11 protein-coding genes, 2 tRNA genes and 1 pseudogene are annotated in these 13,526 nt (G+C 71.8%); 3 read left to right on the top strand and 11 right to left on the bottom strand.

All coding sequences use genetic code 11. The annotated features are described in order from the left end of the window. Positions 1-42: 42 nt before the first annotated feature. The 11 genes and pseudogenes from IL992_RS19340 to IL992_RS19390 form a co-directional block, all read right to left on the bottom strand. A complete protein-coding gene (locus IL992_RS19340; protein WP_193204778.1) occupies positions 43-1,296 on the bottom strand; it encodes an NAD(P)/FAD-dependent oxidoreductase in 1,254 nt (417 codons plus the stop codon). 116 nt (positions 1,297-1,412) lie between these two features. Next, entirely contained in the window at positions 1,413-2,954 is a 1,542-nt protein-coding gene (locus tag IL992_RS19345) for a PucR family transcriptional regulator (protein WP_193204779.1), read from the bottom strand. 126 nt (positions 2,955-3,080) lie between these two features. After that, positions 3,081-3,157: transfer RNA gene (locus tag IL992_RS19350), tRNA-Met, on the bottom strand. A 200-nt stretch (positions 3,158-3,357) separates the two neighbouring features. Beyond that, positions 3,358-3,964, bottom strand: a pseudogene (locus IL992_RS19355) (response regulator); the annotation flags it as partial. Continuing rightward, complete coding sequence (locus IL992_RS19360; RefSeq protein ID WP_193204780.1) at positions 3,961-4,164, bottom strand: ATP-binding protein; 204 nt, start codon at positions 4,162-4,164, stop codon at positions 3,961-3,963. The pseudogene IL992_RS19355 and the gene IL992_RS19360, both read right to left, overlap by 4 nt. Positions 4,165-4,188: 24 nt before the next feature. Continuing rightward, the gene (locus IL992_RS19365) at positions 4,189-4,359 is read right to left on the bottom strand and encodes a hypothetical protein (RefSeq protein WP_193204781.1); all 171 of its coding nucleotides are present in this window, start codon (positions 4,357-4,359) and stop codon (positions 4,189-4,191) included. 217 nt (positions 4,360-4,576) lie between these two features. Further along, positions 4,577-4,653: transfer RNA gene (locus tag IL992_RS19370), tRNA-Met, on the bottom strand. An 83-nt stretch (positions 4,654-4,736) separates the two neighbouring features. Then, positions 4,737-7,703, bottom strand: coding sequence for a UPF0182 family membrane protein (locus tag IL992_RS19375; protein ID WP_319018671.1), 2,967 nt, complete (start codon positions 7,701-7,703; stop codon positions 4,737-4,739). A gap of 204 nt (positions 7,704-7,907) precedes the next feature. Further along, positions 7,908-8,954 (bottom strand): YlbL family protein, encoded by a 1,047-nt coding sequence (locus IL992_RS19380; RefSeq protein WP_193204783.1) that lies wholly within the window; start codon positions 8,952-8,954, stop codon positions 7,908-7,910. A 55-nt stretch (positions 8,955-9,009) separates the two neighbouring features. Further along, a complete protein-coding gene (locus IL992_RS19385) occupies positions 9,010-9,435 on the bottom strand; it encodes a molybdenum cofactor biosynthesis protein MoaE (protein WP_193204784.1) in 426 nt (141 codons plus the stop codon). A gap of 27 nt (positions 9,436-9,462) precedes the next feature. Continuing rightward, positions 9,463-10,533: an NAD-dependent epimerase/dehydratase family protein gene (locus IL992_RS19390; protein WP_319018672.1), complete on the bottom strand. Its 1,071-nt coding sequence runs from the start codon at positions 10,531-10,533 to the stop codon at positions 9,463-9,465. Positions 10,534-10,615: 82 nt separating this feature from the next. Between IL992_RS19390 and IL992_RS19395 the strand changes: the two genes are divergently transcribed. From IL992_RS19395 to IL992_RS19405, 3 genes are all read left to right on the top strand, one after another. Next, positions 10,616-11,881, top strand: coding sequence for a zinc-dependent metalloprotease (locus IL992_RS19395; RefSeq protein ID WP_404804768.1), 1,266 nt, complete (start codon positions 10,616-10,618; stop codon positions 11,879-11,881). 29 nt (positions 11,882-11,910) lie between these two features. Further along, positions 11,911-12,453: an NUDIX hydrolase gene (locus tag IL992_RS19400; protein WP_193204786.1), complete on the top strand. Its 543-nt coding sequence runs from the start codon at positions 11,911-11,913 to the stop codon at positions 12,451-12,453. 65 nt (positions 12,454-12,518) lie between these two features. Further along, positions 12,519-13,526 (top strand): endonuclease/exonuclease/phosphatase family protein, encoded by a 1,008-nt coding sequence (locus IL992_RS19405; RefSeq protein ID WP_319018673.1) that lies wholly within the window; start codon positions 12,519-12,521, stop codon positions 13,524-13,526.

Below are 13,526 nucleotides of genomic sequence, written 5' to 3' on the forward strand. Positions count from 1 at the left end.
CCCGCAAAACGGCGCCCAGCTGAACGGGCCCAGCTGAAGGGCTCAGCGCAGCGGGTCGAACTCGCGCAGGGCGGCGGGCTGCTTGCCGGTGGTGATCTGCTCGGCGAGAAGCCGTCCGGTGGCCGGGCCATGGGCCAGGCCCCACATGCCGTGCCCGCCGGCGACGTAGATCCCCGGGGCGTCGGTCGCGCCGATCAGGGGCCGCCCGTCCGGCGTGACCGGCCGGGGGCCGACCCAGACGTCCGTGCGTTCCTCCCAGCGCACGCCCCGCAGCAGGGGGCGGGCCGAGGCGATGATCGCCCGCAGCCGGGCCTCGACGGCCGGGGCGTCGGGGTCGCGGAACTCCATCGTGCCCGCGACGCGCAGCCCGCCCTGGTAGGGCGTGCACGCCACCCGCACATCGGGCAGGTAGATCGGGCCGGGGACGGGGTGATCGACCGGCACGGTGAACGAGTAGCCGCGCCCGGCCTGCACGGGGACGCGTACGCCCCAGCGGCCGGCCAGCCGGGACAGCCAGGCGCCGGTGGCCAGCACCGCGGCGTCGGCGGACAGGACGGCGCCGTCCCTGGTCACCACGACGACCTTCTTGGCGTCGGTGCGCACGTCGGCGACCTCGTGCTTCTCGACCGTGGCGCCCCGGGCGACGACGGCCTCGCCCAGGGCGTGGACGAAGCGGCCGGGGTCGATGTAGCGCTGCCCGTCGATCCGCACGCCCGCGGTCAGAGCCTCCGAGGCGAGCGGCACGGCCTCGGCCAGCCGCCGCGCGTCCAGCGCGGTGTGGTCGACCGGCTGCCCGGCCTCGGCCATCCGGCGCAGTTCGTGGAGGAGCCCTTCGGCCTGGCGCGGCGTCCGGAACCCCGCGGTGATCGGCGCGTCCTCGACGGGGGCGGCCACGCCGTTGCCGGCGAGCACCTCGTACGCCTCGATGCACTCGTCGTTGAGCGGCAGGTTGGCCCGCACGGCCCGGGTCCACGACGACCACCGGCAGTTGGCGGCGAAGCGGGTCAGGAACGCCCACAGTCGCGGATCGACGGTCGCCGGGATGTGCAGCGGCGCGGCGGGATTCACCAGCGAGCGCAGGCCGTAACGCAGCACGGAGGGCTCGTTCAGCGGGATGGCCAGGCCGGGCGCGATCCAGCCCGCGTTGCCCCAGGACGCGCCGGCCGCCACGCCCCGGCGGTCGACCACGGTGACCTCCACACCGCGTTCCTGCAGGAACCACGCGGTGGACAGGCCCACAATCCCCGCGCCCACCACGATGACCGACCGCGGCCAGTCGTCAACGCGCTCGGACATGCCCCACCTCCACACCAGGCGACTGCTTACCCGGTCAGCATCACCCGCTCGGCGCCCCGCACCGTTGTAGCGGTCACACAATCGCGGAGTCCGTGTTGTGGGTTTCGGACAACCGCCTATTCGTCCTCTGCTGCCAGAGTGATGACCATGGCGAGGCGCTTGCGCGGGTCGTCCAGGTTCAGTGAGGTCACCTCGCTCATCCTGCGCAGGCGGTTGCGGACGGTATTGGCGTGCACGCCGAGCCGTTCGGCGGCGACCGCGAGATCGCCCTGGGCCTCCAGCCACGCCCGTAACGTCGCCACGTAGTGGGTGTCGTGGAGCGCGTCGTGCCGGCGGAGCGCGCTCACCGGTCCGCGTGCGGGAACGCGGCCCGCGCGCGCCGCGGCGCGCAACCGGTGCAGCAGGATGTCGTCCCAGGACTCGTCGTACGCGGGCGGCCCGTCGGCGGGCGCGGCGTGGGAGGTGTCGCTCTCGTGCAGCGCCAGGCACTCCTCCGCCTCCCGGCGGCTCGCCGGCAGCTCCGCCGCCTGGGCCGCCGCGCCGATCCCGGCCGTGACGCGCACCCGCGGCGGCAGCCCCGCCCCCAGCGCGGCCACCCATTCCCGCGCCGCCGCCGCCCCCGCGTCCGGCAGGATCGTGTAGAGCGTGTCGCCGAGCAGCGTGCTCCTCCCGGGCCTGGACCAGCCGAAACCGGTGGTGGCCCGCTCGAAGGCCAGCAGGAGCATGGCGTGCGGCTCCTCGGAGGTGTGCGTGCGCACCGCGACGACCCGCATCTCCCGCGCGGCCAGTCCCAGACGGCTGACCACGGTCGCGGCGTCGGCGGTGCCCTCCAGCAGCCGGACGACCAGGTCGGACTCCACCTGCCGTTCCAGGTCGGCGCTCGCCCGGGAGCGCAGCAGGTGCAACGCCACGGTGCGCGCGCCGTTCGCCAGCGCGGTGTGCCGCGTCCCGGTCAGGGGGCTGCCGCACGTCACCCATACCGACCCGAGCAGTTCCCGCCCGGCACGCACCGCCACTACCATCCGGCCGGTCATGCCGTGCGACGGGTCCGGCTCGACGAAGATCGGTTCGTCCGTCGCGGCCAGGCGGGCGAGCACCCCCCGCGCCCGGAACATCTCCCGCAGCCGCTCCGGCACCTGCCGCACCAGGATCGTCTCCAGCCGGGCCGGGTCGCCCGCCTGCTGCGAACGGGAGTACGCGAGCACCCGCGAGAGCGGGTCCTCGATGGTCACGGCGCCGCCGACGGCGTCCGCCAGGCTGTCGGCCAGCGCGAACAGGTCCGTGGGCCCCCGCCCCGACTCGGTCTCCCGCCCTTCCAGCACCAGTCCGTAGACCACGCCGACGAGCTGGCTCCACGAGACCGCGGGGTCGACGAGCATCACCGCCACGTCGTTGCTCTCGCCGGCCACGGTCGCCTCGCGCGCCGTCTCGGCGCCCGCCCGCACCAGGACCACCGTGGCCTGGGCCGCGACCGCCCACCGCACCGCCTCGGTCACCGACCCGGCTCCCACGGCCACGAGCACGTCACCGGTGACCCGGCCGTCGGTGGCGTCCGGCATCGCCACGCTGCGCAGCCGCGCCGAGCGTCTCTCGGGCCGCCCGCACAGCCGCACGCCGTACGCGCCCAGCACGTTGACCAGGCGATCCAACGTGATCATGCGTTACTCCCGTCCGAGGCCGACGGCTGTGCCGGACCGGACTGCACTGGACTCAACTGGACTGGATTGGGCCCGTGGAAGACCGAAGGCCCGGTCTCCGTTTCCGGAGGCCGGGCCTTCGACTCTTGGTAGCGGGGACAGGATTTGAACCTGCGACCTCTGGGTTATGAGCCCAGCGAGCTACCGAACTGCTCCACCCCGCGTCGTTGTGTTTGAAGCTTACCCGGCGCCGGGGACGAGTGCCAAATCGTTTCCCAGGGTCCCGCCAGGCAACCGAAGCGACCAGCAAGTTCTGACGTGGCGACGAGGAGCGGGCACCCGTTGCCACACTCGTCGGCTTCCGCCGCCGGCCCGGCCGAGCCGGCCGCCCTGGAGGCGCCCGTGGCGGGCGAGTCCGCAGGGTGACCACCGCCTGGGTTCGATCGCGGAGGCCGAGCTTGTTCAGGACGCGGCTGACGTGGGTCTTCACGGTCTCCTCGGTGACAGTGAGGCGGGCCGCGATCTCGGGGTTGGACAGGCCCTCTGCGACCAGGCGCAGGACCTCGGTCTCACGGGGCGTCAGGTCGGCGAGCACGGCGGTCTCCCTCTGAGGGCGCTGCTGGGCGAACTCGCTGATCAACCGGCGCGGGTGACCGTCGGTGCCAGCAGGGCCTCCCCTGCGGCGATCACACGTACGGCGTCGAACAGGCGCTCGGCCGTGACGTCCTTCAGTAGGAACCCGCTGGCCCCGGCGCGCAGGGCGTCGTAGACGTACTCGTCGAGGTCGAAGGTCGTGAGGATCAGAACCCGGGGGCCGCCCTCCAGCCGCCGGATGGCCTCGATGCCGTCCATGACCGGCATGGGCGGATGTCCATCAGCACGACGTCCGGCTTGAGCTCGGCGCACATCCGGACCGCCTCGGCTCCGTCCTGGGCCGCCCCCGCGACCTCGAAGTCGGGTTGGGTACCGAGTAGCTCGGCGAAGCCCGTACGGACGACGAGGTGGTCGTCGGCCACGACGATGCGGATCATTCGGACATCTTTCCAGGAAGCCGGGCCTGGATGCGGAAGCCCCCGCCGGGCGTACGGCACGCGGTGAGCCCGCCGCCGACAGCCAGGGCGCGCTCGCGCATACCGGTCAGGCCGTGGCCCTCCGCGCCGGATGGGCCGGGCCCGTTGTCGCTGATCATCAGCTCGAGCGCCTCGGGGGTATAGCGCAGCTCGACGTCCACGGCCGCGCCCGGCGCGCTCTTGCCTCAGTCTTGTGGAGCGTGGCGGCGAGGCGCCTGTCGACGGGTGAACGTCGCCGCCGCCCACAGGGCCAGCGCGGCATAGGCGCACAGCACCCCGAAGCCGGCCCAAGGCGACAGCGGGAAGTAGCCCGTGATCGGGAGGTAGAAACCCTGCACGTGCGGGTACTCTCGCATGCTCTGCTGAACCGCGAAACCCGCTGCGGGCGTGAACACCAGCAACCACTCCGCCACCCCCGTCAACGCACCGTCTCGATCGGGATGATGCTTACCCGCCGGTGCGTCGCGATCGTGAAGGCCGCCCGGGACGCGGCCTTCCAGGCGGCCGTGCGCGGTTTGCCTGCAAACGACCAGAGGCCCGGTCTCCGTTTCCGGAGACCGGGCCTCTGACTCTTGGTAGCGGGGACAGGATTTGAACCTGCGACCTCTGGGTTATGAGCCCAGCGAGCTACCGAGCTGCTCCACCCCGCGTCGGCTCTTCGAGGTTATCCCGGCATCGGCCTGGAGGCAAACCGGAGCCCCGCGCCCGTGGGGACGCGGGGCTCCGGAAGGGCTCAGCCGCTCGGTGTGGGGCTGGGAGTCGCGCCCGCCGGTGGACTCCCGCTCGCACTCGGACTTGCGCTCGCACCCGGACTTGCGCCGGCGCTCGGGGCGGGCGACGCCGTCGAGGCGGGCGTCCCGCCCTTGAGCTTGGCCAGGTCGTCCAGCGCCTTCTTCAGCGAGGTCTGGGCGTCGCCGTACGCCTTCCAGTCGGGCGGGTTCGCCGACAGCGCCTTCTGCGAGTCGTCGTACGCCCGCTGAGCCCGGTTGAGCGCCGACGTCAGCGCCGAGGAGTTCTCCGGCGGGGTGACCTGCCCGGGTGGCTGGTTCGGCGTCTGCTCGGGCGGTGTGGCCACGGTGCCGCCGAACACCTGCTCCAGCGCGTTGCTGAGCGTGGGGCCGAAGCCGACCTTCTCGCCGTACAGGACGAGCACCCGGCGGAGGGTCGGATACTTGCCCGAGGTCTCGGCGCGCGGCTGGATGTAGACCGGCTCGACGTACAGCAGGCCGCCGCCGAAGGGCAGCGTGAGCAGGTTGCCGTACAGCACGTCGGTGCCGCCGCCACGCAGCAGGTTGAGCTCGGTCGACACCGTGGTGTTCGACTCGAACAGGTTCTGCGCCTGTGGCGGACCCTGGATCGCGGTCGTGCTCGGCAACTGGAGGATCTCCAGTGGCGGGTTCGGCGTGGCGGCCGTCGCGTCGACCGCCATGAACGCCGCCATGTTCTGCCGCTGGTTGGGCACGAACGTGGACGTCAGCGAGAAGCGCTCGGTCTCGCTGCCCGGCATCTTCATCGTCACGTAGTACGGCGGCTGCTTGCTCTTGCCGGTCGCCGGGTCCTCGGGGACCTTCCAGAAGTCCTGGCCGCTGAAGAACGCGTTGGCGTCGGTGACGTGGTAGGAGGTGAGGATCTCCCGCTGCGCCTTGAACAGGTCGGCCGGGTAGCGCAGGTGGGCGCGCAGCCCCTGGCTGATCTGCGAGGCCGGCTTGACGACCCCGCCGAAGGCCTTCTCCCAGGTCTTGAGCACCGGGTCGGACTCGTCCCAGGCGTACAGGGTCACCGTGCCGTCGTAGGCGTCCACGGTCGCCTTGACCGAGTTGCGGATGTAGTTGATCTCATCCCTGGGCACCTGCGGCACGCCGAGGCGGCTCGACTGCACGTCGGTGGTCAGCGACTCCAGGCTCTTGCGCTCGGAGTAGGGGTAGGAGTCGGAGGTCGTGTACGCGTCCACGATCCAGACGATCCGCCCGTCCACCACGGCCGGGTACGGGTCGCGGTCCAGCGTGAGGAACGGCGCGACCTGCTGGATGCGCTCCACCGGCTCGCGGTTGTACAGGATGCGGGACTCGGAGTTGATGTTCGAGTTCAGCAGCAGGTTGGTCTCGCCGTACTTCACCGCGTAGAGCAGCCGGCGGAAGAAGTTCCCGATCGAGACGCCGCCCTTGCCCTCGTAGGTGTTGTTCACCTGGCCGGTGTTGTTCTGCTGGTCGGCGCCCGCCTGTCCCTGCTGGGGGTAGTCCAGCTCGATCGGTTTGGCCGACTGCGGGCCTCCGACGATCGAGTAGTCGGGCGAGTTCTCGCCGAAGTAGACGCGGGGCTCGTAGTCGCCGAGGTCGCCGACCGGCGGGATGTCGCGCTCGCTGAACTCCGGCAGGCCGCTGCTGTCCACCTTGTTGCCGGGCGCGGCGACGAAGCCGAAGCCGTGCGTGTAGACCAGGTGGTCGTTGATCCAGTTGCGCTGCCCGTCCGGCGGGCGGCCGATCTCGCGGACCGCCACCACCGTGTCACGCGGCTTGCCGTCGACGGGGTACCTGTCGATGTCGAGCTGCTCCGGGAACTGGTAGTAGCCGCGGATCTGCTGTTTCTGCTGGAAGGTCGGCGACAGCAGGCTCGGGTCGAGCAGGCGCATGCCGGGGATGGCCGACGCCTCGGTCTGCAGCACGGAGGCGTCGGTGTCGGTCTTGGCGCTGTACTCCGTGACCTTCGCCGTGTCGACTCCGTAGGCTTTTCGAGTCGCGTCGATGTTGCGCTGGATGTACGCCTGCTCCTTGCTCTGCTGGTTCGGCTTGACCTGGAACTGCTCGACCAGCGAGGGATAGACGGTGCCGATCAGGACCGCCGAGAGCACCAGCAGCCCGAACGCGACGCCCGGGAACATCCCGCCCGGCCTGATGACGCCGGCGAAGAAGATCAGCGCACAGATGAGGGAGATGACCGCGAGGATCCCCTTGGCCGGGAGCACCGCGTGCACGTCCGTGTACGACGCGCCGAAGGTTTTGCCACGGTCGGAGAAGACCAGGCTGTACCTGTCGAGCCAGTAGGCCGCGGCCTTGAGCAGGACGAACACGCCGAGCAGCACCGACAGGTGCGCCCGGGCGGCCCGGGTGGCGTGCACCCCGCCCGGCGAGGAGATCCGGAACCCGCCGTACAGGTAGTGCACGATCACGGCCGCGATGATCGACAGGACCACTGCGGTGAACAGGAAGTTCAGCAGCATCCGCAGGAACGGAATCGTGAACACGAAGAACGACAGGTCGAGGCCGAACTGCGCGTCCTTCTCGTTGAAGGGCGTGCGGTTCACGAACTGCAGCCAGGTCCTCCACTGTCCGGCCGTGGACGAGCCCGTGAACAGGGCCAGCACGCCCAGGCCGACCAGGAAGACCAGCCGCCGGTGGGGATCGAGGGCCATCCGGTAGCGGTCGGCGCCCTGCGGCGCCCCGAACATCCCCGGCCCGAACATCGGGCGGGTGCGGTGCGCGAGCACCATGTTGCCGCCCACGATGGCGATCATCAGGGCGGCGCCCACGACGAACAGCACCACCTGGGTGAGCAGCATCGTGGAGAACACCGAGGAGAAGTTCACCGAGTCGTACCAGAGGTAGTCGGTGTAGATCCCCGAGAAGACCAGCAGTAACACGACGATCGCCACGACGGCGATCAGCACGGGTATCAGAAGGCGCGGCCGTCGGGGCAAGCGCACCGCCCGTCCGGCTCCGGGGCTCCGGAAGCTCAACGCTCAACCCCTTGTCTCAGATTGGCAGGGCCATGATTGTCAGAGGGCAACGGTCCGTGCTTGGAAACCTACACTGCGACCGGCGTGGTCGTGGTAACAGATTTGATCGTTCTCGTGACGCCCCCCGCCTCAAGACGGGCAGGTCACGACCCCCGTGCCCACGGCGTACGCTCAGCCGGCCGGACAGGCGGGGACCTCGCCCGAGTGGTCGCGCAGGGCGTCGATCGCCTTGATCGCGCCGTCCAGCGTCTCGACGCGTACCAGGCGCAGCCCGGCGGGCGCGGCCTTGACGGCGTCGGCGCAGTTGCCGGCGGGCGTGAGGAAGACCGTCGCGCCGGCCCGGCGCGCGCCGACCATCTTCTGCTCGATGCCGCCGATCGGGCCGACCTGGCCGGCCGGGTCGATCGTGCCGGTGCCCGCGATCGACATGCCTCCGGTGAGCGCCCCCGGCGTCAGCTTGTCGTAGATGCCCAGTGAGAACATCAGGCCCGCGCTCGGCCCGCCGACCTCGCCGACGCTGATGTCGACCTTGAACGGGAACCGGTAACCCGAACGCATCTGGACGCCGACCTTGGACTTGCCGTCCTTGCCCGCCACGGTGCCGACCTGCACCTGCATCGAGGCGCCGCCGCGCCTGACCGTGAACGTCACCTGCTCCCCCGGCTTGTGGCCCTGCACGGACGACGCCACCGATGTGAGCTCGCCCACCGCCGTGCCGTCCACCGCCGTGATCTCGTCACCCGGCTTCAGCTTCCCGTCGGCCGGCGCCCCCTTGTCGGTCGCCGCGACCGTGACCACCTTCTCGATGGGGACCTTGAGCGCGTTCAGCGCGGCGGCGGTGGCCGACTGCTGCGAGTCGGTCATCTCCTGCGTGTTCTGCTCCGCGACCTGCTTGGCCGAGGTGGACTTCGGGAACAGCGACTCCTCCGGCACCACGGCGACCGTCGGGTCGAGCCAGCCGCGCAGCGCGGTGAGCAGGTCGAGACGGTTGTCGGGCCCGCCCTGGTAGGCGACGGTGACCAGGCTCAGCCTGCCCTGTGTGGGATAGGTCTCGTGGCCCGAGATCGTGATGACCGGTTTGCCCTTGACGTCCCCGATCGTGTTCTCGGTGGGGCCGGGGCTCAGCACGACGTACGGCACCGGCAGCATGGCGCCGATCACGGCCAACGCGAGCGCGAGGAAACCCGCGACCAGCAGGGTCAGAGCGCGTCGGGACATGGACGAACTCTATGCGTTCCGGGCTCCGCGAATTCCAGGGCGCGTTCGCGGGCGGCTATTCACAGGCTCCGACCCACTCGGCGTCCCCGTCGGCGAACACCTGGTGCTTCCAGATGGGCACCTCGTGCTTGAGGTCGTCGATCAGCCTGCGGCAGGCCTCGAACGCCTCGCCACGGTGGGGGCAGGCGGCCGCCACGACGACGGCGATCTCCCCCAGGCGCAGGTCGCCCACCCTGTGAACGGCCGCCAGCGCCGTCACCTGGTGGTCGGCCGCCACCTTCTCCGCGACCCTGCGCAGATGCTCCTCCGCGGACGGGTGCGCCGAATACGACAGGAGCGTCACCGGCCTGCCCCCGTCCTGCTCGCGTACGGTGCCGACGAAGACCGCCGTGCCCCCGGCCGCATGGTCCTCCACCGCGCCCAGCACCTCGTCCACGGACAGCGGGGTGTCGCGAATGCCCAGCAATCGGATGACGTCCACGTTCCCGAGGTTAGTGCCTGAGCCCGCTCAGGTGCGGCGCTTGCGGCGGGCGGCGCGGACGATCGCGGCCGTGCCGATGACCGCGACGGTCGCGCCCGCGGCGGTGATCGTGGCCTCCTTGCCCGACAGGCGGCGGCCGACGACCGCGTGCCTGCCCTCGCACAGTTCGAGCAGTTCCCGCAGGGCCGCCTCGTTGGTCCAGGCCGGCTTCCAGCCCGCCTCCCGCAGCGCCACGCCGTCGACCACCCAGGGATAGACCACGTAGTGCAGGTCGGTCGCGGCGGTCGGCGTGATGCCGAGCCGGTGCAGCCGCTGTGCGGTGCCGAACGTCACACCCGCCGGCAACTCGAACCGCTTCAGGCCGGAGATCTCCTCCACCTGCTCCATCTCCAGCCAGCCCTCGGAGCCGACCGCCACGACCCCGCCGACCCTGCCCAGGGCGGCGGCCTCCAGCGCGGACACCAGGTCGTCGACGTGGCAGAACTGCCAGCGCGGCAGGCAGCCCTTCACCACCAGCAGCCGGGGCGCCTCGAAATGGCGGGTGATGACGGTGTCGACGCCCGGCCCGACCAGGGCGGCGGGCCGCAGCACGGTCACCTCCAGGCCGGGATGCGCCCGCAGCGACCGCCGCACCAGGGCCTCGATCTCCAGGTGATCGCCCACCAGGCCGGTGTCGGGCTCGGCCGCGACCGGGGCGTCCTCGGGCAGGGGCACCGGGTTGTCGGCCGCGGCGCCGTACACCATCGCGCTCGTCACGAGCACGACCCGCCGCACCCGGGCCGCGGCGCAGGCCGTGAGCACGGTCTGGGCGGCGCGCAGGTTGTAGCGGCGGCGCTCGGCGGGGTCGGTGTCGAGCGACTCGTCCGTGCCGAGATGCACCAGGACGTCCACGTCGGAGATCCGGTTCGCCAAGAGCGGATCACGAATGTCGAGGACCCGCCAGGTGACGTCCGGGATGTCGCCGCGCTGCTCGTCGATGGCCACCACGCGGCGGAAATCCGCAGACGAGGCCACCTTCGCGAGGAACGCCCGGCCGAGACCGGAGGCGGCGCCGGTGACGGCGACGACGGGGGGACGCAGGCGTTTCGAGGTAGGCACGAGGTCCTCACTTTGCACTGATCCGCCCCACGGCGGATAACGTGGCGGATGTGGACTCCTCCATCCTGCACGAGGTGGCGCGGTGACTGACCTGCCAGGTCGCGAAAACGACCCCAACGACAATCCGTTCGCCATGTTCGGCAGCCCGGAGCAGATCGCCGCGGCCATGCGGCAGTTCGCCGACATGCTGTCCGCCTCACCGGAGGCGGGGCCCGTCAACTGGGACATGGCGAAGAACATCGCACGGCACGCCGTGGTCGCCGAGGGCGATCCGAGCGTCATGGAGGGCGAGCGACGCCAGATCGTCGAGGCCCTCAACCTGGCCGACCTGTGGCTCAACGAGGTGACCACGCTGCCGAGCGGCGTGACCACCCCGCAGGCCTGGAGCCGGTCGGAGTGGATCGAGAAGACGATCCCGGTCTGGAAGCAGCTGTGCGATCCCGTCGCCGCCCAGATGGTGGAGACGATGGGCGGCACGCTCGGCGGGGCGGGCCTGCCGCCCGAGGCGCAGGCCATGGCCGGGCCGCTCATGGGCATGCTCAGGCAGATGGGCAGCATGATGGTCGGCCAGCAGATCGGCCAGGCCCTCGGCTCGCTCGCCCGGGAGGTGGTCGGCTCCTCCGACATCGGCCTGCCCCTGTCGGACACCGCCGCCCTGCTGCCCGGAGGCGTCGCCGCCTTCAGCAGCGGCCTGGAGACGCCCTCGGACGAGATCCGTCTCTACCTCGGGCTGCGCGAGGCGGCGCACCACCGGCTCTTCCAGCACGTCCCGTGGCTGCGGGCGCACCTGCTCGGCGCGGTCGAGGAGTACGCCCAGGGCATCACGGTGGACGTGTCCGCCCTGCAGGACAAGCTCCAGGGGCTCGACCTCAGCGACCCGGAGCGGATCCAGGAGGTCCTGGGCGGCGGCGAGCTGCTCAAGCCCGAGGAGACCGAGCGGCAGAAGGCCGCGCTCACCCGGCTGGAGACCGCGCTCGCGCTGGTCGAGGGCTGGGTGGCCACGGTCGTCGACGCCGCCGCGGAGGGCAAGCTCCCGTCCGCCGCGGCGCTCGCCGAGACCGTACGGCGCCGCCGTGCCACGGGCGGCCCGGCCGAGCGGACCTTCGCCACGCTGGTGGGCCTGGAGCTGCGCCCGCGACGGCTGCGCGAGGCGGCCGCCCTGTGGAAGGCCCTGAGCGACGAGCGCGGGATCGAGGGCAGGGACGCCGTCTGGGGTCACCCCGACCTGATGCCCACCGCGGACGACCTGGACAACCCCGAGTCGTTCGTGAAGGGCGAGGCCGAGTTCGACCTGTCCGCGCTGGAAGAGCCCAAGGAGCCCGGCTCCGGCGGGGAGACCGGCGAGTAGGGTTCGCCGCCTGTCGGTAGGCTGCGCCGGTGAGCCTGCATCGTGACGCGCAAGCCGTACTGGCCGGATGGGTCGCGCCCACCCCCGAGGAGGAGCGGCTCCGCGAGGAGTTCCTGACGCACCTGCGCAGCCACGAGGACGCGATGTGGCGCGAGTGCGCTCCCGGCCATCTCACGGCGACGACGGCCGTCCTGTCGCACGACGGCGAACGGGTGCTGCTGACCCTGCACGCCAAGGCCGGGATGTGGCTGCCCATGGGCGGGCACTGCGAGACGTCCGACGCCACGCTCGCGCAGGTCGCCCTGCGCGAGGCCACGGAGGAGTCGGGCATCCCCGGGCTGGTTCTGCTGGACGGGCCGCTCGCCCTCGACCGGCACAAGGTCTGGTGCCACCCGCCGCACAGCTGGCATCTGGACGTCGAGTACGGCGCGGTCGCGCCGCCGGGGGCCGAGGCGGTGATCAGCGATGAGTCCCTCGACCTGCGCTGGTTCCCCGTGGAGGAGATCCCGGAGCTGAGCGACGAGGCCACCCGGCGGCTCGCCCGCCGCGCCCGGTCGCTGTGCCGCGCCTGACTTCTGCACGGTTTGTGCACGTCACCCTTACACCTGCTTTCGCAGGCGGTGGCTAGGGTCGGATCGTGACCAAGGTTGACGTGGGCGGCGAGATCGTCTCTCCCCCGCGCCGGAGGCTCCGGGTCTCCCCGCTCCTGGCGTGGATCGCGGTGGCGCCGTTCGCGGTCTGGGCGGTGGCCCGGCTCTTCGGTCTCGACAGCGCCGTCCGCGTCCGGGGCCTCGGCATCGCGTTGATGACCGGCACGCCGTACGTCGCGGCCGCGTCGCTCCTGGCGGTGCCGATCGCACTGGCCGCCCGCCGCGCGGCCGTGATCGCGGTGGCGGTGGCGGCGTCGGTCCTCCTGGCGGCCGTGGTCCTGCCCCGCGCGGCCGGCTCGGCCCCCACGGCCACCGGGCCGTCGCTGCGGATCCTCACGGTCAACCTCTTCTTCGGCGCGGGCGACGCCGCGACCGTGGTGGACCTCGTACGCAGGCTCGATCCGGACGTGCTCAACACGCAGGAACTCACCCCCGAGGCCGTCCGGGCGCTGGACGCGGCGGGCGTGGGGAGGCTGCTGCCGTACCGGCACCTGGAGGACGGGCCCGGCCCCTCGGGCAGCGGGATCTACGCCCGCCACCCCCTGAGCGAGGCGCCCGACTTCGTACCGGAGGGCGGCCACAACATGCCGAGGGCCCGGCTCACCCTGCCGTCCGGGCCGCCCGTGGAGATCGTCGACGTGCACACCCTCGCCCCGCTGAACGGCCATGACGTGGCCCAGTGGACCGCTGAGCTGGCGGCGCTCCCGGCCGCCTCCCCCGGCGTCGTACGCGTCCTGGCCGGCGACTTCAACGCGAGCCTCGATCACGCGGCCCTGCGCGCGGTGCTCGGCCGGGGGTACGCGGACGCGGCCGACGCGACCGGCGACGGCCTGACCACCACCTGGCCGGCCAACAGGCGGTACCCGCCGTTGATCACGATCGACCACGTGCTGTACGACCGGAGGGCGTCGGCGGTGGGCACAAGCGTTTACGCGGTCCCCGGCAGCGACCACCGGGCGTTCTTCGCCGAGCTTCGCCTGCCCGGAAGCCTGTGA

Source organism: Microbispora sitophila (assembly GCF_014892245.1).
Taxonomy (GTDB): domain Bacteria; phylum Actinomycetota; class Actinomycetes; order Streptosporangiales; family Streptosporangiaceae; genus Microbispora; species Microbispora siamensis.